Genomic DNA, 24,558 nt, shown 5'->3' with positions numbered 1-24,558 from the left:
TCCTTTGTCAATTAGTCGGCACGCAGATACATCAATCCTTGAACCAGCATCACCATCGCCAGTGTGTCGAGTTCGCAGTAACGCAACAGCGCCTGTTCAATACTTAGACGCTCTGCCGCACTCAAGCAGTTGAATTGGGTGTAGTTGTAGGCGGTCATCGCCAAACCACCTTGATTGATTGAACCTTCATCTTCATCATCTCCAGCCAAGCGCAACAGCATCTCATTCAAGTCGTTGTGTTCTGGACCAAAAATGCCTGGAAGCGTCTTATAAGGATCGTTACTCTTTTCTGCTTGAAGCCAAACATGCCCTTGAGCACCCTGAAAATTCAAACTTTGTATAGGTAAGCCCACTCCATAGACACCAGGTTTACGGTAGAGGTCCGCAATACCTGGGGCATCATGCAAGATGGCTGGCAACATAAACTTGAGCGATATGCTGCCTCCAGCTTTTGCTGAATAGTAGCCTTCTTGAATCAGACGGTGCAAATCGACCATCGCCTTTTCACCTTCAAAAGAGCCGTAAATTTTCGTTTCCTCACGCGTTGATTTGGTGATGAGGTTTATGAATGCGACTAAGTCTTCCGCATCGGGGGCCATATCTTCATTCGCCTCCTTGATCGTTTTGATCAGACTACGCAGCACAGTATTTTCATGGTTGTGATACCTAAAAACAGTGCCTTGCAGTTGGCCCGAGGGCATCAAAGCCTTGCGCAGTTGACGGACAAACTCGATGCTTGGGAAGTATTCAGCCTGCGTCGAAATCCACTGGTTGGCATGGCGGATTCGGATTTTTCCGTCCTCCATCTTCTCCATGATGTGGTGACTGAATTGAAATGCCAAAGTTTGGTACGGACGCATGCCCTTGAAAAATGGCAATGCGGGCGCAGAAGTCTCGAAGTCAATCATGTGCAAAGGCCACTCCCAACGGTCCATCTCACTCAATCTGTCTTCATCAATCAAGTAATTTGGTCCTTGCCCGCCTGCTGCTCTTATTTGTGCCATGCGACGTTCAAGTGGAGACATCCCACGACCTTCATATGCCTTATTGGGGCGAATGTCATCTTCTTGAATATCAGCCAAGAATGCCCTACCTTTTTTGAGAACCTCATCCGCAAAGCTTTTGGAACCCGACGCACCACCCCATAGATCCATAGACAACGGTATGGTGCGATCCGTGAGATCGCGTCCGCCTTGAACCAAACCTTGGCCCAATGCGGATTTCCAGCATTCATGCACTCCGCTGCGCAAAGCATCGCCGGCAGGTGCACGAAATTGGCAACTCCGGCAGGTCTTGGAAATGCCATGAAAGGCTCGTATCCCCTGCATTTGAAGATCACCAGCCCATTTCATGAAAGTGCTCAGATTTTGTCGATGTACCTCGGGCACATGAGCCGCATTGTTGATGGGCGAACGGCGCAAGTCCGCCACGATGTCAGTGACATTCACCTCACGTAAAAAATCAAGGCTGCCAATGTCCTTTTCTGTCAGGTGCGGCGGTGTTCTGATCTGAACACGCGAGCGGCCAGTTTGTAGATCTCGCTCTTGAACAATCTGGAAAAGCTGGTGCAACCCGTCCTTGTCGCAAGGCTTTGCAGCATCGAGCAGCAAAAGTTTCGACCGGATTTGGTAGTCCGGGAAACACAAGCGCGCCACTTCAGCTTGAAAGGTCACGTCGTACAGGTAAGGCAACCAGCTGGATGCGTACTCGTTCGTGCTGTTCTTGAATCGTGCAGCCACAAGATTGTCCGAAACACTTTTGGACTTGACCTCGATGATGTCGATGGTTTTTGCTTCTTGGTCGCGAATCAAGATGTCCACGCGCACGAAATACGGAGCATGAAGCAGCGCTGCCTCAGCGATAACCACACGCCCAGGCAGACTCAACTTGGCATTCGTTTGCGTCACTGCTGCTTCGTACTCAAGAGTTTCCACCGTGATGGCATCCCCCACTGGGTTGGGGTGGTACTTGAACTTGGCTAATTCCCCCACCTGATTGCCACCATCGGCCAAGGCTTGCAGGAAATCGTTGTCCTTGTTTTTGTCAAAATAGCCGTTCGACTCTACGGAGTAGTACAGCTTGGTGGGGCACTCGAGCGCCATCTTGAAGCGGGATTTCGTCAGGTAGCGTTTTTTGGCTGTCGTATTCATGGAAACCTTTCTTCACTCATTCGTTCAATATTGATGCTGTTCAGGCTGCAGCGAGAAATCCCATGGCGCGAGTTACGCTGTTCTTTTTAAGTGCCAATACACTTTCCAGGTGCCGCAATACCTCACTGGCGCATTGAGGCCGCAACAATCGAGCTCGGCGGACCACTTGCTCAAAATCACCGGGTGTCAACTGGGCAAGACGCGCCAGACGGATTTTTAGTTGAGGCTCAACACCGTCAATCCCTAGAATACTGCAAGTTTTTATAAACATATGCCATGCAGCCTCGGTTTTCATGAAATCGAACTTGATGGCCATGTCGAATCGACGCAGGCTCGCCTCATCGAGGTTCTGAAACAAATTAGTCGATGCAATGAACACCCCTTGAAAGTTCTCCATCTGCGTGAGCATTTCATTGACCTGAGTGACTTCCCATTGCTTGGACGCTTTTTGGCGATCTTGCAAGAAGGAGTCCACCTCGTCGAACTGAAGCACCGCTTTTTGTTGGGTCGCCATGTCAAACGCTCGGGCCATGTTTTGTTCTGTCTCACCCAAATAGGCGCTCAGAATTTCAGACGCCTTCAAAACCAGATGGGGTACGTCCATTTCTTGCGCCAACCATTTTCCAAATGCGGTTTTTCCTGTTCCAGGAGGGCCGTACAGGCAAATGCGGCCAGTACGTGAGTCGACAAGCGATTCACGCAATGCCAGAAGATCGACTTCGCTATTGACCCATCCAGGCTCAAAGCCATCGCCAGCAAGACCCAGGTCACTGCGAGTTGTAATTTGCGATTTACTCTGAGCTTTTAACGTGTTGTTCATCAAATGGATCGCCAATTCATCACGTTCACCTGCCGTGCGGTCAGAAGCGATGGCCTGGATCACCTTGGCTGTCTGCATCAACATGGCTGGCGTGGCATCTTTGTGGCGCGCAATGGCGACTTGTGCCTTTGCACTCACTACCCCTGCGACTGCTTTGGCCAGCATTTTTTCCCGCTGCGATTGCGTGGGAATGGGCATTTCAAAGCACACGCTAAAGCGTCGCAGATAAGCCTCATCGAAACGCTGAATCGAATTGGCGATCCAGATGGTCGGAACCTCATTGGTCTCCAAAATCTTGTTGATGAACGATTTGCGCGGCACAGTAGCCTCATCATCTCCACGATCGACACTCTGAACGTGATTGAGAACCTCCTCGCACTCGTCAAAAAGCACGATGGCAGGGTTATTCTTGAAGAAAGCTTGAGCGATGCGGTAGTTACGCACACGACGGATAGGCACCACGGGAGCACCCGCCAAGTTGCTTGGGCTGATTTCCATCAATTGCAACTTCAATTCGCTGGCAATCAGGCGCGACAACTCCGTTTTGCCGGAGCCAGGCTTGCCGTAAATCAGGATGTTGACACCAACCATGCGCTGTTCGGCGGCCTTTTGCAGAAGCGTCTTACAAATGTCGAGGTTGGTTTGAACATGGCCATAGTCCTGCACCGACAAGTCAGATGGCGACATCGGGCGAACGAATCCCTCCACGATTTTGCGGATGTCGGTCTGTGGCACCAGCATGCGGGCTGCAAAGGTGACCGTCATCAGGTCCATCAACTGACGCAGTTGATAGCGCCCACCAAGGTCAATTGTGAGCAAGCCCGAGCTTGCCAGCTTTTCTGAACGCTGAAGGCATCGGGCCACAGCTTCTGGCTTTTGTGCCAGCATCGGAGCCAGAATTCGCTCGATACTGAACCCCGCAAGCTCTGAACCGAGAATTTCACAGCAGCCCTCGAATGTGCTTTCGGCATGGACGAGCACAGCCAAGCCCAAAATGTCTTTTTCCAAGTCATTGAGGTCGATGATGGCGGCCAGGGCCGTGAGGTTTTCCTGAAGTAGCGAAGGAAAACGACATGCTGTGCCAACTTGCTTTTCCCAGCGGTTCAATACCAGCGCCAATTCGTCGCGAATTTCGGCCAAACTGCGGTCTTCCGTAAATTTTTCAAAGTTTTTAAAACCGAGGAATTCACAGGTTCGGGTCAAGTTGTAGCTCACACGCCCCTTCAATCGTCCCAAGGCTGGTGTCCGGATGAGCACCCGCAGCATCAATACACGCAACCACATGGCGTATTCCGTACTCGATTCGGCCAGTTCAGCCATGACTTCGCTTTTAAGCTCTTCGCTGAGGGCTAGATCGATCTTGACCCCGCCTGATTTACTTTTGCGTGCACGTCGTGGTTTGGGTGAATCCATGAATGCTTCGTCAATCAAGTGGTCCAAATCTGACATAGGCTCCTTGGTGCTGACAGCGTCGTTTACATCATCCAAACTCATAGACACTCCTTCGTTGTGGGATACAACTTTACGTGTGTATCGCGAAAAAATTTGTCGCTTCAGCTTTTATGGTCAGACGCGGATGGGCTGTGTCAACCCCATGCCTTCGAATCGGAAGCTGACGTATGAAACACTGTTAACTTCGGGCTTCGATTGCTTGTGCGAGAGACCGCGTTTTGTGAGCTGAGTCCGATAGACCGAGACCTGCGAGTGCGCTGGCCCATAGCTCATAAACAAACTTGAGCTGAGTGAGATCCGATGACTTCTTCGCTCCTGCCAAGTATCGGGCACTCATACGCAGAAGACACTCTGCTTTGCCATATTGCGCCAAATCTAGATGTTTTTGTGCCTTCTTAAGCGCTACCTGCAGATCCGATTGCTTTTGGACACTGGGGATTGCCCGCAAGCCTTTTTCTGGCTCATGGGAGGTCGATATGATTTTTGCCATGCACTGGCTGAGGTTGACCACGTGCTGAGATTTTTCAATTTCAGTCACGCAATTTCCGTGCATCTTCTCCACTGACAGCAAAAATTCATGCTTACGGGGCAACACACTGGCGGCGATACGCCATGCTCTCCTAAAGAAGCTCTGGGCCTCTTCAAATTTTCGGTCCAAAAAATACAGATTACCGATGTCTCGCAAGCATTCCAGAGTTTGAATGTTCAGCACGCCAAGATGCTCTTCAAGAATTTTGAGAGCGTTCGTTTGTGCTTCTACTGCCCAAGGATATTGTTTTTGCTCGCAACACTCTTTGACCTTGCCCATCTCAACTTGCAGCGCATGACGCGCATCCTTCGAAAGAATCCGATTTGGTTGCGGCAAATCGTCATCGAGAAGACTGACTTCAATTTCAAATGAGTTCCACTCTAGGAGCGCCAACAGCTCTTGTGTGAAAGTCAATGCGCTTTGCTGTGCAGGCATATCAATCCTTTCAGTGTTGATCGGAGTTTTAAATGTCGCACAGGATCACGACGAAAAATGTCGCGAAGATGTGAAAAATTACCGTTCTACCGAGGAGATGACATGACGAACCATTATGTTTTTTTACCGTATGCCGGAGGGATGTGGTTATGCACTGCCAATGGGGAAGTGGTGACACCATTGGCGATTGCACCAGGCACTGCCGATGCAATCTGGCGGTTATCAGAGGACGGAACTGAATTTGGCAACATAGACCAAGGCCAGAAAAGGATTGGCCACTACAAGATACTTGACCAAGCGCCTTGGATACAAACACTCAAACCACCTTTGACTTTGCCTAAAAGGGCTCTTGCCAATGACATCTTGATCCAGCAAGGTGAATTGGTAGTAGGAGGACATTCCCAGGATGGTGAAGCACTGTGGATTCGAAGTCCTCGAGATGATAGGAGTTGGATTGCCATCCAACTTCCGCAGGAAGTGCGTGCAAGGGGGAAATCAGTCGATGCGCTGTTTGTTAACGGCAGCAAGCTTGTCGCGGTTGACAACATGAGAATTCCCAAATGGATTCTTGTTTATGACCTGACTCAGCCCTTTAATACGGCTCGGCCAATTGTCATACCTCTCAAATCGCACACGACCTATGAAAAGGTCCATGTCTGCGCCGGGGGTGATCACACTTACGCTTTGTATTCAACAGGCATTAACCACGGCAATGGTCACTATTGCGTAAGCTTGTTAAGTAAAAAAACACTCATGGAAATTGCCAACTGGTCATGGAGCAAGATCAATGGCGATTTGTCCATCACAGGAGACTCATTGCTCTTTGATGACGATTTGGATGCCTCCGAAACTTCAAGGGAACCATTTTTTAACACCATTAGCAGCATGAAGTACTGTGGGAGCTTCTTGTTGTTGGCATGCGGAAGCAAAGGTCTGCATATCGGTCAAGTTCCGGACGAACAAGCCATTCATAGGGAACAAGTCGAACTTGGTGAGTTCAAACAACTTCCTCTCAAACGTCTCAAATCAGCAGACAGGATCGAGCAGGCTTTTGACGCTCCCAGCAATGCTTACGTCATCGGGAAAAATGAAGCAGGCATTCTGGATTTTGAGTTCATCAGCTTTCAGGCATTGAAGGAACTCTTTGAATGACCCATGCTGAACATCACCCCGACTACCTAATGAGTCGTCCCTGCAAAACCCCTGCAACCCGCATGAATGCTTGTGATCTGGGGTGAATCCGGATGGTCAGAACTCTCAAATAGATATCCAATGGAGGCTGTTTTCTGGGAGTTTTTGAAATCAGCGCCATGACCGATGACTTTTTCCGCAACCGCCTGGACCAGATGATCGATTTGCGTCACCCGCTTGCGGTACTGGCCAACCGCATGCCTTGGCAAGAAATCGAAGCTTCCCTCGCCCATCGTTGGGCACGCCAGGTCAAGGCTGGCAAGAAGATCGAAGATTTGGATTTGTTTGGCCCGGTCTCGGCCGTTGCCGGTGGCGGCGTCTCCAATGCTGGCCGTCCTCGTTTGCCCACCCGTCTGATGGTGGCGCTGCTGTACCTCAAGCATGCGTTCAACGAGAGCGATGAAGACGTGATTCAGCGTTGGGGCGAGACCCCCACTTGGCAATACTTTTCTGGCAATGAGTATTTCGAGCACCAATGGCCGTGCGACCCGACACAACTGGGGCGCTTCCGTAAAGCCCTTGGCGAAGAAGGTGTGGAAGAGCTGCTGGCCCGCACCATGGAGGTGGCCGTCACGCTCAAGCTGATCGCCAAGAAAGAGTTGACGCGCGTGATCGTGGACTCCACGGTGCAAGAAAAAGCCGTGGCTCACCCCACAGACAGCAAGCTGCTGGAGACCGCCAGGTCCAAGGTGGTGGAGGCGGCCAAAGCCAATGGCATCGAGCTCAAGCAAACCTACGCCAAAGAAGGGCAACTGCTGGGCTACAAGGCTGGGCGCTACGCCCATGCGCGTCAATTCAAACGCATGCGCAAAGTCATCAAACGCCAACGCACCATCGTTGGCAGGCTGCAGCGCGAGGTGGCTCGCAAGATGACCACGCTCAGCCAAGCCATACAAGACACCTTGGGCCAGACCTTGGGCAAGGCCAAACGCTTGGTCACGCAGACCGGCAGCCGCAAGGCAGTGGACAACCGCGCCAAGCTCTACAGCTGGCATGCACCCGAGGTGGAGTGCATCAGCAAGGGAAAGAGCCGCAACCCGTACGAATTTGGTGTGAAGGTGGGCCTGGCCATGACGCTCAAGGGCAATCTGATCGTGGGTGCCAGGAGCTTTCCCGGTAACCCGTATGACGGGCACACCATGCATGAGCAGATCGAGCAAAGCGCCATCTTGATGCAGGGCTTGGGCGTCAAGCCCGAGGTGGTGTACGCAGACTTGGGCTACCGGGGGGTGGACAAGGACAACCCGGACATCGAGATCAAACACCGTGGCAAGGACAAGCGGCTCACAGATGAAGAGCGCAGGCTGCTCAAAAGACGCCAAGCCATCGAGCCGATCATCGGGCACCTCAAGGCCGACCACCGCATGGATCGCTGCCACCTCAAGGGCTCAGAGGGTGATGCGCTGCACGCGGTGCTGTGCGCGGCGGGCTACAACATCCGCTGGCTGCTGCGGATGATCGTCAAGAAAGGCCTGGGCCTTTTGTTGTGTCTGTTGCAGGTGAGCGGTTTAGCGGGTTTGTTTGAGAAATTGGCAGAAATCTTCGGCCTCAACCGACTGCAAAACTCAGATCAACGCTGGGCGCTGGCTTGAAATGAATTTTGCAGGGACGACTAATGAAATTAAATCATGGGCATCTGACGTGTATGAAGTTAACACCACGATGCCCTGTAAATGCATTCAAATTTAATCTGAGAAGATCGTGATAAAACATTTAATCGCTATCGCTGCAATGCTGTTCGCGCAGTATTCATACGCCTACAACAACTATTTGAAGGTGAGTGCTGGGGATACCGCGATCAAAAAAAAGGCTTCGCAAACACGATGGGTGTTGTACCAATCACCAGAGTTGGGTATCCAGTTCGAGCACCCTGCGCACTACAAAGTTTCGCAACAAGGCAGGGAATTATTTTTGACGGATATCGCTGCCTTACGAGATCATGTCCACAAGCGGCCATTGAATCTACAAGCCTACCGCGCACTCAATGGCCGAACTCTTTCACGAGATGACGGGTATCTGATTCACATCACTGTTGGTCAAGGAGACTTCACATCGGCAAACCAGAAACACGCCATATTTGAAAAAGACTCTCAGGGATACCGCGTCACCTTCGGTCGTTTCAACAACCCACCGGCTGAACGAATTGTTACAAACCAATGGACGGGTTTCGCCTCGAACATCTTGTGTAGCGTCGAAGATGAACAAACCGGGTTTCATGCAGCTGGTGGAGTCTGCTTCTGGGGGCTGATCAGCAACAGCCAAAGATACATCATGGTTGACACTGCCGCTCTGACACCAGATCAGGAAAAGGAACGACAAGCCATCGTCCGCTCCCTGAAATTTTTGAAAGTTGCCCCTTGATGCCAGCTCAGACAAATCCCGTCATGATGACTGAAGAGCATTTGACAACTCTTCTTCGGTTAAGCGTCGATTCAGAACTTGCAAATGAATTGCAAACTTCACCTCTTGGGGTCGATCAGCGAATAACCATAGTCAATGAGGAAATATGGTTAGATGTGTCCATAGTCGTCTCGCCCGATCTTTTGCACTGGATACAGAGCCTGGGCTCAAGGGTCGAAGTACTTCACCCTCCAAACCTTCGGGAAAAAGTTCGTCATGATTTACTCAAAGCTCTGAGTAAGTACAGACTTGTGTAAGATCGTTGCGTCGATCTGTAATCCTAGGGATTTCGAATGGGAATGAGTAAATTTCAGCTGGAGCTTCTGAAGAAGCTGCCTAGGGAGCCACAAAAACCCGTCACCATGTCTGATCTGGCCAATGCTTTACGTGGTCATTGGGGCAAAGCCAGCACCATCGAGAGCATGCGCAAAAAAATCAAAAACAATCTGGACTCGATTGCCAAGATTTATCCCAACAGCCTCGACATCCAAAAACAAAAAGAGAATCAGAACGGGAAACAAAAAGAGCATTACTACCGACTCAAAGCAGAAGCTCCCATGATGCTCATGCCCATGAGCCAAGAGCAAATGATGGCCTTTGGCTTGTTGAGCAAATTCGGAACTGATTTGCTCCCAAAGCAAGCGCATCGCGCTCTGTCACCATTTTTTGAGGCAGCTCAACAGACAGCGGTGGATGCCGTCATAGCCTCCAGAGGCGGAGTGCATGTGTCTGCAGATGAAGGTCATAAATGGTTGGCCAAAATTGAAGTGCTTCCGGCAGTACTCCCCTTTTGCCAGCCCGAGGTGGACGAGTCGATTAAACAAACGGTCCAAAGCGCCTTGTTGCATGAAGAGATGCTGCGCATACGCTACATCCATGCTGCCACACAAAGAGAAGAGGAATGCGTTGTCAGCCCCTTGGCACTGGTACAGCAAGGTGTTCGCACATATTTGGTAGCCAAGAAACAGGGCCAAAAAAATGCGGATCGCTTCTTGTTAGCGCGCATTCGTGCTGCAGTAGCAGTCACAGGTTACCTAGAAAAACCCGACGGCTGGGACTTGAAGATGTTCTTGGCCAAGGGGATAGGTCATCCGGTTTTCCCGGCTGACGCTTATGGGAGACTCGAAAAGGTTGTGCTCAAAATTGACGCTCAATCACAGTGGATCAAGGAAACCCCATTGGCCCCAGGACAGAAGCACGAGGACGCGGCCGACGGGAGTTACGTTCTAACAGTGGACATGCACATCACCGAAGAACTGGTGCGTTGGCTTCTCAGCATGGCTTTTCATGTTCAGGCCCTCAAACCCGAATTCCTGGTTGCTCGATTGAAATCAGATTTGGCAAAGTCTGCTGCCATGTACAAATAATCGTCTGTGAATCGCCCCGGATTTTGAGGAGGCTCCACACTTTGAGAAGATGGAGCCATGAGCAAGAAATCAAACCGTTTTTCACCCGAAATGCGCGAACGCGCTGTCCGCATGGTGCTCGAACACCGCGGCGAGTACCCATCTCTTTGGGCCACCATTGAATCAATTGCCCCCAAGATCGGGTGTGTGCCGCAAACCCTCAACGACTGGGTTCGCCAGCACGAAGTTGATGCAGGCATGCGCGATGGCCTCAGCTCTGACGAGCGAGCCCGCATCAAAGACCTTGAGCGTGAAGTCAAAGAGCTGCGCAAAGCCAACGAGATCCTCAAGCTGGCGAGCGCTTTTTTTGCCCAGGCGGAGCTCGACCGCCGACTCAAGTCCTGAGAGCCTTTGTAGATAAACATCGTGCCACCTACGGGGTCGAGCCGATTTGCAAAGTGCTGCAAATTGCCCCGTCTGGCTACAGGTGCCATGCCGCCCTTAAACGCAAGCCCGAACTGCGCTGTGCCCGGGCCAAACGTGATGAAACGCTGATGCCCCAGATACAAGCAGTGTGGCAGGCCAATATGCAGGTCTACGGCGCAGACAAGGTCTGGCATCAAATGAACAGAGAAGGCACAGAAGTGGCCCTCTGCACGGTCGAGCGGCTCATGAAACGCATGGGGTTGCAGGGTGTGCGCAGGGGCAAGGTCATCCGCACGACGGTCCCGGACAAAGCAGCTCCCTGCCCGTTGGACCGGGTCAACCGTCAATTCAAGGCCGATCGGCCCAACCAGCTGTGGGTGTCGGACTTCACCTACGTCAGCACCTGGCAGGGCTGGCAATACGTGGCCTTTGTGATTGACGTGTTTGCCCGGCGCATCGTGGGCTGGCGAGTCAGCAGCTCCATGCGCACTGACTTTGTTTTGGATGCGCTGGAGCAAGCCTTGTTCGACAGGCAGCCTGAGCGCTCAGGTGCATTGATACATCACTCGGACAGAGGGTCTCAATACGTTTCCATTCTCTACACCGAACGCCTGGCCCAAGCTGGGATAGAGCCCTCGGTGGGCAGCCGTGGCGACAGCTACGACAACGCCTTGGCCGAGACGATCAATGGGCTGTACAAGGCCGAATTGATCCACCGCTGTGCGCCTTGGAAAACCAAGGAGGCACTGGAGCTGGCGACCCTGGAATGGGTGGCTTGGTTCAACCACCACCGACTGCTCAGCTCGATTGGATATATTCCACCGGCTGAAGCTGAGGAGAACTACTACCGGCAGCTAGCCGGCAAGAACGAGACAGAGGTCTCGACTTAAACCAACTGGCCTCCACGAAACCCGGGGCGATTCAGCACCATCTGAAAGCGGACGAGAAAACCACCTTCAGAAATACCCCCGAACGGAATTACTCCACCGTGACCGACTTCGCCAGATTCCTCGGCTTGTCCACATCCGTCCCCCGCGCACACGCCGTGTGATAGCTGAGCAACTGCAGCGGCACCACATGCAAGATCGGTGACAACACGCCATAGTGCTCAGGCATGCGGATCACATTGACGCCTTCGCTGCTTTCGATCTTCGTGTCGCCGTCGGCCAGCACATACAGCACACCGCCGCGGGCGCGCACCTCTTGCATGTTGCTTTTCAGCTTTTCCAGCAGCTGGTCGTTGGGGGCCACGGTGACCACGGGCATGGCGCTGGTGACCAAGGCCAGCGGGCCGTGTTTGAGTTCACCCGCCGCATAGGCTTCGGCGTGGATGTAGGTGATCTCTTTGAGTTTGAGAGCACCTTCCAGCGCGATGGGGTAGTGCGTGCCTCGGCCCAAAAACAGCGCGTTTTCTTTGCTGGCGAACTCTTCGGCCCAGGCGATGATTTGGGGCTCCAGCGCCAGCACGGCTTGCAGCGCGGCGGGCAGGTGGCGCATGGCTTTGATGTGCTCGGCTTCCTCGGCCTCTGACAAGCGGCCTTTGGTCTGGGCCAAAGCCAGCGTGAGCAAAAACAAACCGGCCAACTGCGTGGTGAAGGCCTTGGTGGAGGCCACACCGATCTCCGCCCCGGCGCGGGTCACATAAGCGTGTTTGCACTCGCGCACCATGGCGCTGGTGGACACGTTGCAGATGGTGAGCGTGTGCGTCATGCCCAAGCTTTGCGCGTGGCGCAGCGCGGCCAGGGTGTCGGCGGTCTCGCCGCTTTGGGTGATGGTGACGATCAACGTGTTGGGGTTAGGCACCGATTCGCGGTAGCGGTATTCGCTGGCGATCTCGACCTGGCAAGGCACTTTGGCGATGGCCTCGATCCAGTACTTGGCCACACAGCCGCTGTAGTAGCTGGTGCCGCAGGCCAAGATCAACACATTGTCGATGGCCTTGAAGGTGCTGTACGCGCCGTCGCCGAACAGCTCGGGCGTGATGCCTTCGACGCCTTCGAGGGTGTCGGCAATGGCGCGCGGCTGCTCGAAGATTTCCTTTTGCATGTAGTGGCGGTAGGGGCCCAGCTCGGCCGCGCCGCTGTGGGCGTGCACGGTTTTCACGGTGCGGGTCACGGCCTTGTGGTCGCGGTCCACCACCCAGTATTTGCCCAGCTGGATGTCGACCACATCGCCCTCTTCCAGGTAAACGATCTGGTCGGTCACGCCCGCCAGCGCCATCGCGTCGCTGGCGAGGAAAGTCTCGCCTTGGCCCACGCCCAAAATCAAAGGCGAACCGGCACGCGCACCGATCACGCGCTGCGGTTCGTCTTTGTGGAAGACCGCAATCGCATACGCACCGTGCAGTTGGCGAATGGCGGTTTTGACGGCTTCAAACAAGTCACCGTCGTACACGCTGTCGACCAAATGGGCGATGACCTCTGTGTCGGTCTGGCTGGCAAAGACATAGCCCTTGGCCTGCAGAGCGGCGCGCAGTTCTTCGTGGTTCTCGATGATGCCGTTGTGCACCAGCGCAACCTTGCCGGGTTTGGCGTCGGCCGCGCCTGTGCCATGGCTGAAATGCGGGTGTGCGTTGTGCACGGCGGGCGCGCCGTGCGTGGCCCAACGGGTGTGGGCGATGCCGGTGCCGCCTTCGATGTGGTCGGCGCTCACCTGGTCCATCAGCTCGGCCACACGCGAGGTGCTGCGGGCGCGCTGCAGCCCGCCCGTGCCGCCGCACAGGCTGGCCGCGTGCACGGCCACGCCGCAGGAGTCATAGCCCCGGTATTCGAGACGTTGCAGGCCCTGAACGAGTACAGGAACGATGTTGCGGGAAGAAACGGCGCCGACGATGCCACACATGAAAGACTCCTCAATTGGGGGAATGGCAGCGATGGTAGGCACGGCCAACAAAAATATCAGATCAATATTTCTTTATTTACGGTTTTTTATTTCACAAAACTATTGAAGTGGAATTTAATTTCATTAAAATTTAATAAATGGAATCTAACGAACTCGACGCCATCGACTTGCAACTGCTCGACAGCCTGCAGCGCGACGCCAGCCTGAGCAATGTGGCGCTGGCCGAAAAAGTCAATGTCTCGCCGCCCACCTGCCTGCGCCGCGTCAAACGCTTGGTCGAGGGCGGCTGGGTCGAGCGGCAAGTGGCCGTGCTCAGCACCGACCGGCTCGCCGCCACGCTCGGCCACGGGCTGACAGCCTTGGTCGAAGTGTCTTTGGACCAGCAGGGCAGCGAACACCTGGACGCCTTTGAAGTCCGGGCCGTGGCGCACGATGCGGTGCAGCAGTGCTGGCGCGTGTCCCCCGGGCCGGACTTCATGCTGGTGGTGCAGGCGCGCGACATGCCGCATTACCTCGCCATCAGCCAGGTGCTCTTCACGCAGGATGCGAATGTGCGCAATGTGAAGGCGTTTTTTGCGACCAAACGGGCCAAGTTCACGACGACCTGGCCGCTGACGAAACCGCCTGTTGTTTAAAAATCCGTTCACAGCCATCCACGAGTCGGGCTTCGTGGGAGCGAGCCCCTGCTCGCGAATGTTTGCGGGACGCTTCAGGCGTTCAAGCCAAACAACCCTTCGGCCGCAGGGGCAGCCTCCCACAAAAAACCGGTCAAGCTGCGACCCCACCCCCTTGAACAGCTTCAGGCTTTGGGCTTTTTGGTGGGGCGCGCCCAGTTGGCAATGCTGATCTGCTTGCCGCGCGCCACGCTCAGCGAACCGGGTTCGGTGCTCTTGGTGATGGTGGAGCCGCCGCCCACCGTGCCGCCTGCCCCAATCGTCACCGGGGCCACCAGCACGCAGTTGCTGCCAATGTGGACATCGGCCTCGATCACCGTGCGGTGCTTGTTGGCACCGTCGTAGTTGGCCGTGATGCTGCCCGCGCCGTAGTTCACCCGCTCGCCCACGGTGGCGTCACCCAAATAGGCCAGGTGGTTGGCTTTGGCACCCTGGGCCAGGGTGGAATTTTTCACCTCGACAAAGTTGCCGATGTGCACTTCAGCCCCCAGCTGCGCGCCGGGGCGCAAGCGGGCAAACGGGCCGATCAAGGCGCCCTCGCCCACGCTCACGCCCAATTTTTCGCCGTCGATGTGGGTGAAAGGGTGAATCACCGCGCCCGCTGCGATGGTGCAGTTGGCAATCACGCAGTTCGCGCCGATCTTCACGCCTTCGCCCAAGGACACACGGCCTTCAAAAACGCAATTCACATCGATCTCGACGTCTTGCGCGCAATCGAGCTGACCGCGCAGATCAAAGCGGGCGGGGTCTTTCAGGCGCACGCCTTGTTCCATCAGGCGATGCGCCTGGCGCAGCTGGTGGGCACGCTCCAGCTCGGCCAGTTGCACCGGGCTGTTGATGCCGGCCACCTGCAGCGGGTCGGCGATCTTGTGCGCCACCACAGGCACGCCATCGGCCACGGCCAGCTTGACCACGTCGGTCAGGTAGTACTCACCCTGGGCGTTCTGGTTGTCAATGCGGCCCAGCCAGCCTTTGAGCAGCTTGGCGGGCACGGCCATGATGCCGCTGTAGACCTCCTGGATCTGGCGCTGCGCATCGGTCGCGTCTTTGTGCTCGACGATGGCTTGCACGGCTTCACCCTTTCGGACAATGCGGCCGTAACCTGTGGGGTCAGCAAAATCGATGGTGAGCAGCGCCAGCTGGTCGCCACCACATTGGGCAATCAACGCCTGCAGGGTGCCCGCCTGGGTCAAAGGCACATCGCCCGACAAGATCACCACCACACCATCGTCGGCCAGCACGGGCACGGCCTGCTGCACAGCGTGGCCTGTGCCCAGCTGCGGCTCTTGGCGCACGCACTGCACCGCCAGGGCTTGGCCCGGGGCCAGCAACACGGGCTCCACCTGGTCAGCGCCGTGCCCGGTGATGACCACGGCCGAACGGGCATCCAAGAGCGCAGCCGTGTTCAGCACATGCTGCACCAGCGGCACACCCGCCAGCCGCTGGAGCACTTTGGGCAAGCGGCTTTTCATGCGGGTGCCTTTGCCAGCGGCCATCACGACGACATCGATGGGAAACGGGGTATTCAAACTCATGGAAATCTTTCAAAAGCGGGGCCGGGTTCGGGGCGCGGCGCACTCCAAGATTATCGCCAGACTGAAACCCACTCCCTGCCACTTGAGCCCGGTCAAGTCACGGGTTTGGCCTTGGGTGGACAATGTCTGAGGGTATTGGCCGCCAAAGCCGATACAAGCTCATACATTTCGGAGTCTTGCATGCGATCACCTTTCTGGCTGGCGCCCCTCTTCGCGACGACCTGTTTTCTGGCAGCTTGCGGGGGTGGAGGCAGCGGCGGTGGACCAGAAACGTCCCCCCCCACGTCGAAAACTGCCGTTTGCGAGCTGCCGCTCCAATACGCCAATGGCAGCGGTGGCGGGTACACCATCAACAACTCGCTGACCGAATCGGTGCCCCGGCAATTCAACACCTGCGCGGTACAAACCATCCAGTCTGCCAGCGTCAGTTTGTGCATTGACCACCCTCAAATTTCAGAACTCACCGCGCAGCTGCGCATGCCCAACAGCACCACCGTAGCGCTCGACTTGCAAAAAGCCCAGCCGGGTGAAACATGCCTCATTTCAGGCAAGACGTTCAGCATTCCTTTGCCCATCACGGACTTACCACTGCCCAACAGCGCGGACCGCAATTGGACTGTCGGCGTGACAGATACCAATTCAATATCCAACCAAGCAGGCTACTTGGTCGGCTGGTCCATGAAAGTTGAAGGCCTGGAATGACCCGCTACCTCCTTGCACTGCTGGCCTTTCTCGCCTTACAAGGCTGCAGCGCCATCAAGCTGGGCTACCAACAGCTTCCCACGCTGTCGTATTGGTGGCTGGACAGCGCGATCTCATTCAACAGCGAACAGTCCTTGCGCGCCAAAGAGGCGCTGGAGCAACTGCACCAATGGCACCGCCGCGAAGAGTTGACCAGTTATGCCGACTTCTTGAATCGATCGGCCCAGTGGAGCCAAGGGACCGTGGAGAGCACCCAGGTGTGCAGCGCCTTTGCCGAAGTGCAAACCCGGCTTGACCGTCTGATGCGCGAGGCGGTGCGTCAAGCTGCCCCGGTGGCCATGATGCTGGGTCCACGCCAACTCAGCCACCTGGCGCGACAGTGGGACAGCAAGAACGAAGAATGGGAAAAAGACTGGCTGCGCGGCGATGAACAGGCACGCATGGAGCGTCGGGTGGAACGGGTGGTGAACCGTTACAAGGATTTTTATGGCGGACTCCAGGCTGAGCAAACCGCCTTGATCAAGGCCCATCTGGCACAGTCACCGTGGACCGCCGAATGGGGTCGCCAGGACCGCCAGCGACGCCAAAAGGATCTGCTGGCCACGCTGCAGCGGGTGTCACAAGGCCAGATGCCCGTGGCCCAGGTCGAAGCCGAGTTGTGGAGCGTGTGGCAGCGCTGGCTCAAGCCTCCAGACGCTGCAGGTGCGGCCTTGATGCAGGCCATGTCTCAGCAGGCCTGCAACAACTTGACCCAGCTGCACAACACCACCAGTGCTGAACAGCGCCAGCGTGCGGTACGCCGCGTCCGTGCCTACGAACGCGACTTGCGCGACCTGATCCTGCCTTGAGGCGCTGCCCCAATTTGCCGCGACTGCCTGCGCTCCGTCAGCTTTGCAGCGCCTTCCACATCTCCATGTCGCGCTCAGCCGTCCAGATACGGGGATTCTTGATGCCGCTGGCTTCGTCATAAGCCCGGGTCACGTCGAACGGCAGGCAGTGCTCGTAAATGAACACATGACCGAAGACGGGGTCCATGGCCTTGCGGGTATGGGCCATGGCGGCTTTCAGGTCCATCTTGGCGGCCACGGCTTCCTTGCCCGCCTTGTAAAGCGTTTCGACCCAGCGCTTGGTGTAGTCCAGCGCCTTGTTGACGTTGGCGTTGCCCTTCATCGCTTCGCCGCGGCCGGGCACAATGAACTCGGCCTTCAGGGCGCGCAAGGCTTCCAGCGTGGCGGGCCACTCTTCGAGCTGGGCGTCGCCCGTGTAGACCCCGGCTTCGTACTCGACCAGGTCACCACTGAACAGCACTTTTTCTTCTTCCACCCAGGCGATCGTGTCGCCGCGGGTGTGGCCAGGACCTGGATGCCAGATCTGCACCACCACGCCGCCCAGGTTGATGCTGAGCTTGCCGGGGACTTCGCCTTTTGTGGGATTGCCACCGCCGACCACCATGGTGGGCCAGGTCAGGCCGGGCACGCTGTCGGCCCCACGGAACAGGCGCGGAAAGCGCTCCATCTCGCTCTTCATGTCCTGCGCACCGCGCTCCTTGATCAGGTCCAGCGTGCCTTCGCTGGCGATGATCTCGGTCGCGCCTTCGGCGGCGTAGGCGTAGGCGCCCAGCACGCGCACCGCGTGGTAATGGGTCAGCAGCACATATTTGATGGGCAGGTCGCTGACAGTACGGATTTTTTTGATCAGGTCTTGCGCCATGGCCGGGGTGGCGGTGGCGTCGCTGACCATGATGAAGCGGTCACCAATGATCACGCCCGAATTGGGGTCACCCTCGGCGGTATAGGCCCAGCAGTGCTGGCTGAGTTGCTCGAAAGTGATCTTCTTCTCCTCCAGATCGGCTTGGCTGGCGAAGGCTTTTGTAGGGGCGTTGGACATGGAAATTTCTCCGGTCAATGAATGGACTGATTTTACCTAAACGAAATGCGTTACGCATTGGTAAATTTCAATCATCAATGTCTTTGCAAAGAGCTGTCTTGTGGGAGGCCACCCCTGCGGCCGAATGCGTGAACGGGCTCCGGCCAATATTAGCGAGCAGGGGCTCGCTCCCACATGGAAGTCCCCCCAAAAGATGGCATGAAACTCAGCCCAGACCCTTTTCCAGCATGGCAATGACCTCTTCGGCAAAAGCCGCATAGCTGATCGGTCCGCCCGGGCGCAGCCAGGTGAAGGTCCAGTTGATCATGCCCAGCAGCATCATGGTCAACGCCGTCTGGTTGGTCGGGGTGAGCCGACCGGGGTAGGCCCGTTTCATGAAACGGGTCATGGCCGCGACGATGTCACGCTGGCGGTTCAGAATCAACTCGCGCGGCGAGACGGTGCCGGAGGGCAAGGCCGCGTCGGGGACATCGCTCAAAAACTGCGTGTCATTGAGCAAGGCCGCGTGCCGGGTTGCCGAGGTTTCGTATTCCTGCAAAAACGCCCGCACCAGCTCATGCAGCGTGGCGCGCTCGTCCAGATTTTTTCGCTGTGCAATCGCCTCGGTCTGCGCAATCAGCGCCAGCAAACGCTGGGTGTGCCGATCCAGCAAGTCAAACAGGATTGCTTCCTTGCTCTCGTAATAGTGGTACAGCCGCGCCTTGGAGGTGCCGCAGGCGGTGGCGATCTCGTTCATGCTGGCCGCAGGGTAGCTGCGCTGCGCAAAGCATTGCGCGGCGATGTCGAGGATCGCGTCGCGCTTGATGTCGTGGGTTGCTGATTTGGGTCGGGCCATGGTTTTACTGCTGCTCGCTCAAACCGGCCAGACCACGCCGTTGTCGTTCAGGATGGCATCCAGCGGCTGGTCGTGGTCTTCGGGTTCCAGGTCGTCCACAAAGCCGTGGGTGAAACCCAAACCGACGGTAAAGGGCTTGGGCTGCAGGGTGGCCAGGGTTCGGTCGTAAAAGCCGCCGCCGTAACCCAAGCGGTAACCGCCCGTGCCATAGCCCACGCACGGCACAAACAGCAAAGTAGGGACGATGACTTCGGTGTCTTTGGGTTTGGGGATGCCGTAGGCGTCTTCTTCCATCGCACAGCCGGGGTACCAGGTGTGGAAAGTCAGGGTTTTGTGCAACTTGTTGACCACAGGCAGGCCGATGCGGCGGCGCTGGGGCTCGCCGTTCAACTCACCGTCTTCCTTCCAGCGATGCAGCACCGGTAAAGGGTCGAACTCGCCCTTGATGGGCCAATAAGCGCCGATCACGGTGTCCGGGCGGTCAAACAGCCAGATGCGCATGACGCGCTGCAAGGCTTCGGCCCGGGCCAGGCGGTCCGGCAGATTCAACCTTTCTTCAATCAAGGCTTTTCTCAAGGCGCGTTTTGCTTCGGCTTTGTCCATAATCGACCCATGAAATTCACTCAGATTCTGACACTGGTTTGTGCACTGGCCGCGACAGGCCTTTGGAGCCCCCACGCCCAGGCCCAAGTCCAGGCCCCCAACAAGGGTGACGAAGTCATCCTGGAGATGCACCAGGCCTTCAGAAAAGGCGACAAAAACCGCTTGGCCGCGCTGCTGCCTCAGGCCCGTGGCCATGTGCTGGAGCCCCTGGCGGCGTATTGGGACATGCGCGTGCGCCTGGACACCGCGCCCGAGTCTGAAATCCGCAGTTTTTTGAACACCTACGCGGGCAGCTACTACGAAGACCGCCTGCGCAACGACTGGTTGCTGCAGCTGGGCAAACGCCGCGACTGGGCCACCTTCACCGCCGAATACCCGCGCTACCGCATGCGCGATGACCGTGAATTGCGCTGCTACGCTCTGGCCACCGAAGCCATGAACAGCAAAGCCGATGTGGCCGAGGAAGCCAAGCGCCTGTGGTACAGCCTGCGCGAGGCCGACGACGGCTGCACCTACGTGGCCGACCACTTGCACTCGGGCAAACAAATCAACGGTCTGGATCTGTGGCGCAAGGCGCGCATCGCCATGGACGCGAACCGCCCCCGCGCAGCACAAGCGGCCGTGGACATCGAAGCCCCCCGCCTGTCGGAACAAGTGGCCCTGATTCACGCCGATCCGGCAAAATACCTGGACAAACGCATCATCGCCATCACCCGCAATCGCAAAGAGCTGGCGGTGCTGGCCCTGATCCGGCTGGCTGCCAAAGACCCGGACGAAGCAGCCGATCTGCTGAACAGGCGCTGGGCTCTCCAGCTGAGCCAAGAGGAGCGCAACTGGACCTGGGGCGTGATCGGCAAACAAGCCGCCCAAAAACTGCAGGACAACGCCGCCAGCCACTTTGCCAAAGTGCAAAAAGACAGTGATCTGAACGACGATTTGCTGAGTTGGAAAGTGCGCGCCGCCTTGCGCCAGGGCCAGTGGCGTCAGGTGCTCTCGGCCACCCAGGCCATGAGCCCGGAATCGCAAAAAGACCCCGCCTGGGTTTACTGGCGAGCCCGCGCCCTGATGGCCACCGCGCAGGACACGGCCCAACGGCAAGAGGCGCAAGGCCTGCTGCGCAGCATCGCCAGTGTGAAGGGCTTTTACGAACAACTGGCACTGGAAGACCTGGGCCAGCCCATCACCGCGCCTGAACGCCCCATGGCGCTGACGCCCCAGGAAAAAGCCGCCGCCCTCACCAACCCCGGTCTGCAACGCGCCCTGTACGCCATCCAGATCGGTCTGCGCCCCGAAGGCAACCGCGAGTGGAACTACAGCACCAACTTGCACACGCCCGGCGGCATGAACGACCGCGAACTGCTGGCCGCTGCCGACCTGGCTTGCCAACGCCAGGTCTGGGACCGCTGCATCAACACCAGCGACCGGACCAAGGACGTGATCGACTTTGACCAACGCTTTCCCATGCCGCTGCGCGAGATCGTGGTGCGCCGCGCGGGCGAGATCCAACTCGACCCGGCCTATGTGTACGGCCTGATACGACAGGAAAGCCGTTTCATCATGGACGCCCGCTCGCATGTGGGCGCGTCTGGCCTGATGCAGGTCATGCCCGCCACCGCCAAATGGACCGCCAAGAAAATAGGCTTGAACAATTTCACCCCGGACCAGATCACCGACCGGGAGGTGAACGTGGCCATTGGCACGGGTTACCTGAAACTGGTGCTGGACGACTTTGAGGGCTCCATGCCCATGGCCACGGCCGCCTACAACGCAGGCCCCAGCCGCCCACGCAATTGGCGCAACGGCCCGGTGCTCGAAGCCGCCATCTGGGCCGAAAACATCCCGTTCCAGGAAACGCGCGATTACGTGAAGAAAGTGCTGTCCAACACCACCAACTACGCCGCCATCCTGACGCGCCAACCGCAGTCGCTCAAGGCGCGCCTGGGCCAAGTGGGACCGCGCAACTCCCCCATGGCCGAGGTGAACAAGGATTTGCCCTGAAAGAGCGCCGGCACTTGATGTGTCGCCCTCGAATCGATCGAGGGTCCATGCCTGCGATGGCGATGGATACCCGGTCAAGCCGGGCATGACAAATGGAGGCACAAGCTCCTGTCTCATCACTCCTCTCTCGTCACCCCCGACTTGATCGGGGGTCCATGCCTTCGGCTGACATGGACACCCGCCTGCACGGGTATGACAAGGGGAGTTTGTCGTCCTCGATCGAGAGTCCAGCCTCCGATCGCCATGAGAATCCAATCAAGCTGGGCACGACCCAAAAAGGTGGAATCCGAACTCAGGCCTCGGGCCCTAACAACTCATCCAGATTGGCCCGGATTTTTGCTTCGATCTTGCCGCTGTAGGCGCCCAACAAAAAACCCAGTTTCAGCTGCAGGTCAAAACGGGTGTCGCTCACCCTCAACTCGCCACTCACCCCACTGCGCTCAAAGCGCATGCGGTCTTGTGCCTCACCAGGCTCAGACACGCAGGCCATGCCCCAGTCTTGCTCGGCCTGCTCGCGCCAGCGGTCGGCCACGGCGCGTGCACCCGCCAGGCCCAGGGTGTGTTCGCGTTCGATCTTCAGTTCAGGCATGGTGCGTTTCCTGGGCTTGGGGGTTCGCGCCTTGGGCGGCGAATGCGGTGTCCAAAGCCACCTCCACCAAGCAGTCGTAAAACACGGGTGCTCGGCCCAGATCGGTCAGGTGCTGACTGGTCAGCTCGTTGACGTTGGTGCCGTTCAGGCCCAGCTTGCGCCACCAGATGCCCAAGCCGTTGACCACACCCGGCCGTGCACGCTGGTTCACCCGCGCCTTGCAGTGGTAAGTGCCCCGGTCATTGAAGACACGCACCACGACCCCGTCCACAATGCCTCGCGCCGCGGCGTCTTGCGGATGCATCTCCAGCACCGGCTCGGCTTCGATGTCGCGCAGGCTTTGTACGTTGACAAAGGTCGAGTTCAAAAAGTTGCGCGCAGGCGGTGAAATCATGGCCAGCGGGTAGCGGCCGCCCGGTGCGGCCAGCTCGTAGTTGGGCAGGTGATCGGGCAGGCCATCCAGGCCCTGGTCGGCCAGGCGTTGGCTGAAAAATTCGCAGCGGCCCGAGGGCGTGGGAAAACCACCCTGCGCAAACGGCGCATCGGGCACGGGCAAAGAGGCAAAGCCGTGTGCCAGCAGTTGCTCAAAATCCTGCGCATCACCGATGGCGCTGCGGCAGAGGCTTTCGTCGCTCTCGGCAAAACACGGGTCGTCAAAACCCATGCGCGCAGCCAGCGCCCGGAAGATGTCGGTGTTGGTGCGTGCACCGCCCACAGGGGCAATCGCCGGGCGGTTGAGCAGCACGTCGGTGTGGCCGTAGCTGGTGTGAATGTCCCAATGCTCCAGCTGCGTGGTGGCGGGCAAGATGAAGTCGGCGTAGTCGGCGGTGTCGGTCTGGAAATGCTCCAGCACCACGGTGAACAGGTCTTCGCGGCCAAAGCCCTGCACCACCTTGCCCGACTCGGGGGCCACAGCCACCGGGTTGCTGTTGTAGACGATCAAGGCTTCAATTTTCGGGCCAAATTCGGGCGATGCCGGGCGAAGCAAATCGTCGCCAATGGTGGCCATGTTGATGGTGCGCGGGCGTCTGTCGCCCAACAAATCGGGCCGCTGCAAAGCCGCCCGCCGCACCGGGAAATGCCCCGAGCTGCTGAGCAAGACCCCGCCCGCGCGGTGCCGCCAGGCCCCGGTGAGCGCAGGCAAACACGCAATCGCCCGCACCGCATTGCCGCCCCCGCGCACCCGCTGCATGCCGTAGTTCAAACGAATGGCCGCGGGTTGGGTCGTGCCCCAGTCGCGGGCCAGTTGGCGAATTTGCTCCACCGGCACACCACACACCTCGGCCGCCCGCTCGGGTGACCATTGCAGGGCCCGGGCCTTCAAAGCGTCCCAGCCCAGGGTGTAGCGGTCGATGTAGTCCTGATCGAGCCAGCCATGCACGATCAGCTCATGCATGAGGGATAACGCCAGCGCGGCGTCGGTGCCGGGGCGCAAGGCGATGTGTTCGTGGCATTTTTCGGCCGTTTCGCTGCGCCGGGGGTCGATGCACACCAGCTTGGCCCCATTGCGCTTGGCCGCCTGGGCGATGCGCCAAAAATGCAGGTTGCTGCCAATCGAGTTGCTGCCCCAAATGACGATGAGCTTGGATTCGGCAAAAAACTCGTTCTTCATGCCCACTTTGTTGCCCAGGGTCTGGGTCAGCGCTTCGGCCCCGGCCGAGGCGCAAATCGTGCGGTCCAGCAGCGATGCACCCAGCTGGTGGAAAAACCGCGCCGCGATCGACTCGCTTTGCACCAGGCCCATGGTGCCCGCGTAGCTGTAAGGCAAGATGGCCTGCGGGTCGCGAGCGGCGATGGTTTTCAGGCGGGCGGCGATCGCGTCCAAAGCCTCGTCCCAGCCCACGGGCTCAAACTGGCCCGAGCCCTTGGGGCCGACCCGGCGCAGGGGCTGCAGCAAACGCTCGGGGTGGTAAGTGCGCTCGGTGTACCTGGAAACCTTGGTGCACAGCACGCCGTCGGTGGGCGCGTGCGCCGGGTTGCCCTGCACCTTGACGGCACGGCCATTCTCCACGGTGGTCAGCAGGGCGCAGGTGTCGGGGCAGTCGTGCGGGCAAGCGCCGCGCACGGTCCGGGGGGCCAAAAGGGTGTCGGTCATGGGCTGGATCTGCGGTGGGGCTAGGGGCGAAGATTCGGTCTGATTGTGGC

General features: G+C 57.4%; 20 protein-coding genes and 1 other annotated feature. Of the genes, 10 read left to right on the top strand and 10 right to left on the bottom strand.

Annotation, left to right across the window (positions count from 1 at the left end):
* Window positions 1-11: 11 nt before the first annotated feature.
* From ACZ5RT_RS01330 to ACZ5RT_RS01320, 3 genes are all read right to left on the bottom strand, one after another.
* Window positions 12-2,150, bottom strand: a complete 2,139-nt coding sequence (locus ACZ5RT_RS01330) for a DUF2779 domain-containing protein (RefSeq protein WP_464453275.1) — start codon at window positions 2,148-2,150, stop codon at window positions 12-14.
* A gap of 40 nt (window positions 2,151-2,190) precedes the next feature.
* Entirely contained in the window at window positions 2,191-4,464 is a 2,274-nt protein-coding gene (locus ACZ5RT_RS01325) for an AAA family ATPase (RefSeq protein ID WP_464453274.1), read from the bottom strand.
* A gap of 136 nt (window positions 4,465-4,600) precedes the next feature.
* Window positions 4,601-5,386 carry a tetratricopeptide repeat protein gene (locus tag ACZ5RT_RS01320; RefSeq protein ID WP_464453273.1) on the bottom strand — a complete coding sequence of 262 codons (786 nt, stop codon included), beginning with the start codon at window positions 5,384-5,386 and terminating at the stop codon, window positions 4,601-4,603.
* Between the two features lie 102 nt (window positions 5,387-5,488).
* On the opposite strand from ACZ5RT_RS01320, the gene ACZ5RT_RS01315 reads away from it, so the two are divergent.
* The 6 genes from ACZ5RT_RS01315 (at window position 5,489) to ACZ5RT_RS01290 (ending at window position 11,639) form a co-directional block, all read left to right on the top strand.
* On the top strand, window positions 5,489-6,538 hold the full coding sequence (locus ACZ5RT_RS01315; RefSeq protein WP_464453272.1) for a hypothetical protein: 1,050 nt from the start codon (window positions 5,489-5,491) through the stop codon (window positions 6,536-6,538).
* Window positions 6,539-6,696: 158 nt separating this feature from the next.
* Window positions 6,697-8,169, top strand: coding sequence for an IS5 family transposase (locus tag ACZ5RT_RS01310; RefSeq protein ID WP_464453271.1), 1,473 nt, complete (start codon window positions 6,697-6,699; stop codon window positions 8,167-8,169).
* Between the two features lie 109 nt (window positions 8,170-8,278).
* Window positions 8,279-8,938 carry a hypothetical protein gene (locus ACZ5RT_RS01305; protein WP_464453270.1) on the top strand — a complete coding sequence of 220 codons (660 nt, stop codon included), beginning with the start codon at window positions 8,279-8,281 and terminating at the stop codon, window positions 8,936-8,938.
* Entirely contained in the window at window positions 8,938-9,234 is a 297-nt protein-coding gene (locus ACZ5RT_RS01300; protein WP_464454168.1) for a WCX domain-containing protein, read from the top strand. Before ACZ5RT_RS01305 ends, ACZ5RT_RS01300 begins: the two co-directional genes overlap by 1 nt.
* Before the next feature lie 105 nt (window positions 9,235-9,339).
* A complete protein-coding gene (locus ACZ5RT_RS01295) occupies window positions 9,340-10,344 on the top strand; it encodes a helix-turn-helix transcriptional regulator (RefSeq protein WP_464453269.1) in 1,005 nt (334 codons plus the stop codon).
* Between the two features lie 57 nt (window positions 10,345-10,401).
* Window positions 10,402-11,639, top strand: a protein-coding gene (locus ACZ5RT_RS01290; protein WP_464453268.1) for an IS3 family transposase whose coding sequence is annotated in 2 segments (ribosomal slippage) — window positions 10,402-10,693 and window positions 10,693-11,639 — 1,239 coding nt in all. Because the reading frame shifts where the segments join, the coding sequence is not laid out codon by codon here.
* Window positions 10,683-10,799: a sequence feature (AL1L pseudoknot), on the top strand. (Overlaps the previous gene by 117 nt.)
* Before the next feature lie 88 nt (window positions 11,640-11,727).
* Here ACZ5RT_RS01290 and glmS read toward each other — a convergent pair.
* Complete coding sequence (gene glmS / locus ACZ5RT_RS01285) at window positions 11,728-13,590, bottom strand: glutamine--fructose-6-phosphate transaminase (isomerizing) (RefSeq protein WP_464453267.1); 1,863 nt, start codon at window positions 13,588-13,590, stop codon at window positions 11,728-11,730.
* A gap of 137 nt (window positions 13,591-13,727) precedes the next feature.
* Between glmS and ACZ5RT_RS01280 the strand changes: the two genes are divergently transcribed.
* Window positions 13,728-14,225 (top strand): Lrp/AsnC family transcriptional regulator, encoded by a 498-nt coding sequence (locus ACZ5RT_RS01280; RefSeq protein ID WP_291928079.1) that lies wholly within the window; start codon window positions 13,728-13,730, stop codon window positions 14,223-14,225.
* A 164-nt stretch (window positions 14,226-14,389) separates the two neighbouring features.
* On the opposite strand, the gene glmU is transcribed toward ACZ5RT_RS01280, so the two are convergent.
* The gene (gene glmU / locus ACZ5RT_RS01275) at window positions 14,390-15,799 is read right to left on the bottom strand and encodes a bifunctional UDP-N-acetylglucosamine diphosphorylase/glucosamine-1-phosphate N-acetyltransferase GlmU (protein ID WP_424380600.1); all 1,410 of its coding nucleotides are present in this window, start codon (window positions 15,797-15,799) and stop codon (window positions 14,390-14,392) included.
* Between the two features lie 135 nt (window positions 15,800-15,934).
* Between glmU and ACZ5RT_RS01270 the strand changes: the two genes are divergently transcribed.
* Both ACZ5RT_RS01270 and ACZ5RT_RS01265 read left to right on the top strand, forming a co-directional pair.
* Window positions 15,935-16,501, top strand: a complete 567-nt coding sequence (locus ACZ5RT_RS01270) for a proprotein convertase P-domain-containing protein (protein ID WP_464453266.1) — start codon at window positions 15,935-15,937, stop codon at window positions 16,499-16,501.
* Window positions 16,498-17,349 (top strand): DUF6279 family lipoprotein, encoded by an 852-nt coding sequence (locus ACZ5RT_RS01265; RefSeq protein WP_464453265.1) that lies wholly within the window; start codon window positions 16,498-16,500, stop codon window positions 17,347-17,349. Before ACZ5RT_RS01270 ends, ACZ5RT_RS01265 begins: the two co-directional genes overlap by 4 nt.
* Window positions 17,350-17,386: 37 nt before the next feature.
* On the opposite strand, the gene ACZ5RT_RS01260 is transcribed toward ACZ5RT_RS01265, so the two are convergent.
* The 3 genes from ACZ5RT_RS01260 to ACZ5RT_RS01250 form a co-directional block, all read right to left on the bottom strand.
* On the bottom strand, window positions 17,387-18,388 hold the full coding sequence (locus ACZ5RT_RS01260; RefSeq protein WP_464453264.1) for an MBL fold metallo-hydrolase: 1,002 nt from the start codon (window positions 18,386-18,388) through the stop codon (window positions 17,387-17,389).
* A 205-nt stretch (window positions 18,389-18,593) separates the two neighbouring features.
* Window positions 18,594-19,223 (bottom strand): TetR/AcrR family transcriptional regulator, encoded by a 630-nt coding sequence (locus ACZ5RT_RS01255; protein ID WP_464453263.1) that lies wholly within the window; start codon window positions 19,221-19,223, stop codon window positions 18,594-18,596.
* A gap of 18 nt (window positions 19,224-19,241) precedes the next feature.
* Window positions 19,242-19,826 carry a 5-formyltetrahydrofolate cyclo-ligase gene (locus ACZ5RT_RS01250; protein ID WP_090044859.1) on the bottom strand — a complete coding sequence of 195 codons (585 nt, stop codon included), beginning with the start codon at window positions 19,824-19,826 and terminating at the stop codon, window positions 19,242-19,244.
* A 9-nt stretch (window positions 19,827-19,835) separates the two neighbouring features.
* Here ACZ5RT_RS01250 and ACZ5RT_RS01245 point away from each other — a divergent pair, with 9 nt between their 5' ends.
* A complete protein-coding gene (locus ACZ5RT_RS01245; RefSeq protein ID WP_291928097.1) occupies window positions 19,836-21,824 on the top strand; it encodes a lytic transglycosylase domain-containing protein in 1,989 nt (662 codons plus the stop codon).
* Between the two features lie 292 nt (window positions 21,825-22,116).
* On the opposite strand, the gene ACZ5RT_RS01240 is transcribed toward ACZ5RT_RS01245, so the two are convergent.
* The gene (locus tag ACZ5RT_RS01240; protein WP_108428555.1) at window positions 22,117-22,413 is read right to left on the bottom strand and encodes a polyhydroxyalkanoic acid system family protein; all 297 of its coding nucleotides are present in this window, start codon (window positions 22,411-22,413) and stop codon (window positions 22,117-22,119) included.
* Window positions 22,406-24,508 (bottom strand): molybdopterin-containing oxidoreductase family protein, encoded by a 2,103-nt coding sequence (locus ACZ5RT_RS01235; RefSeq protein ID WP_464453262.1) that lies wholly within the window; start codon window positions 24,506-24,508, stop codon window positions 22,406-22,408. Before ACZ5RT_RS01235 ends, ACZ5RT_RS01240 begins: the two co-directional genes overlap by 8 nt.
* Between the last annotated feature and the right edge of the window lie 50 nt (window positions 24,509-24,558).

It is taken from the genome of Limnohabitans sp. TEGF003 (assembly GCF_055395455.1).
Note: the sequence above shows the minus strand (reverse complement) of the source record. Positions and strands in the feature narration are given on the sequence as shown.

What these genes read in the sequence shown, in the direction of transcription:
- ACZ5RT_RS01330 (WP_464453275.1), bottom strand. Translation starts at nt 2,150, where the DNA reads ATGAATACGACAGCCAAAAAACGCTACCTGACGAAATCCCGCTTCAAG.
- ACZ5RT_RS01255 (WP_464453263.1), bottom strand. Translation starts at nt 19,223, where the DNA reads ATGGCCCGACCCAAATCAGCAACCCACGACATCAAGCGCGACGCGATC.
- ACZ5RT_RS01300 (WP_464454168.1), top strand. Translation starts at nt 8,938, where the DNA reads ATGCCAGCTCAGACAAATCCCGTCATGATGACTGAAGAGCATTTGACA.
- ACZ5RT_RS01310 (WP_464453271.1), top strand. Translation starts at nt 6,697, where the DNA reads ATGACCGATGACTTTTTCCGCAACCGCCTGGACCAGATGATCGATTTG.
- ACZ5RT_RS01240 (WP_108428555.1), bottom strand. Translation starts at nt 22,413, where the DNA reads ATGCCTGAACTGAAGATCGAACGCGAACACACCCTGGGCCTGGCGGGT.
- ACZ5RT_RS01295 (WP_464453269.1), top strand. Translation starts at nt 9,340, where the DNA reads ATGTCTGATCTGGCCAATGCTTTACGTGGTCATTGGGGCAAAGCCAGC.
- ACZ5RT_RS01325 (WP_464453274.1), bottom strand. Translation starts at nt 4,464, where the DNA reads ATGAGTTTGGATGATGTAAACGACGCTGTCAGCACCAAGGAGCCTATG.
- ACZ5RT_RS01320 (WP_464453273.1), bottom strand. Translation starts at nt 5,386, where the DNA reads ATGCCTGCACAGCAAAGCGCATTGACTTTCACACAAGAGCTGTTGGCG.
- ACZ5RT_RS01250 (WP_090044859.1), bottom strand. Translation starts at nt 19,826, where the DNA reads ATGGACAAAGCCGAAGCAAAACGCGCCTTGAGAAAAGCCTTGATTGAA.
- ACZ5RT_RS01245 (WP_291928097.1), top strand. Translation starts at nt 19,836, where the DNA reads ATGAAATTCACTCAGATTCTGACACTGGTTTGTGCACTGGCCGCGACA.
- glmS (WP_464453267.1), bottom strand. Translation starts at nt 13,590, where the DNA reads ATGTGTGGCATCGTCGGCGCCGTTTCTTCCCGCAACATCGTTCCTGTA.
- ACZ5RT_RS01265 (WP_464453265.1), top strand. Translation starts at nt 16,498, where the DNA reads ATGACCCGCTACCTCCTTGCACTGCTGGCCTTTCTCGCCTTACAAGGC.
- ACZ5RT_RS01260 (WP_464453264.1), bottom strand. Translation starts at nt 18,388, where the DNA reads ATGTCCAACGCCCCTACAAAAGCCTTCGCCAGCCAAGCCGATCTGGAG.
- glmU (WP_424380600.1), bottom strand. Translation starts at nt 15,799, where the DNA reads ATGAGTTTGAATACCCCGTTTCCCATCGATGTCGTCGTGATGGCCGCT.
- ACZ5RT_RS01235 (WP_464453262.1), bottom strand. Translation starts at nt 24,508, where the DNA reads ATGACCGACACCCTTTTGGCCCCCCGGACCGTGCGCGGCGCTTGCCCG.
- ACZ5RT_RS01280 (WP_291928079.1), top strand. Translation starts at nt 13,728, where the DNA reads ATGGAATCTAACGAACTCGACGCCATCGACTTGCAACTGCTCGACAGC.
- ACZ5RT_RS01315 (WP_464453272.1), top strand. Translation starts at nt 5,489, where the DNA reads ATGACGAACCATTATGTTTTTTTACCGTATGCCGGAGGGATGTGGTTA.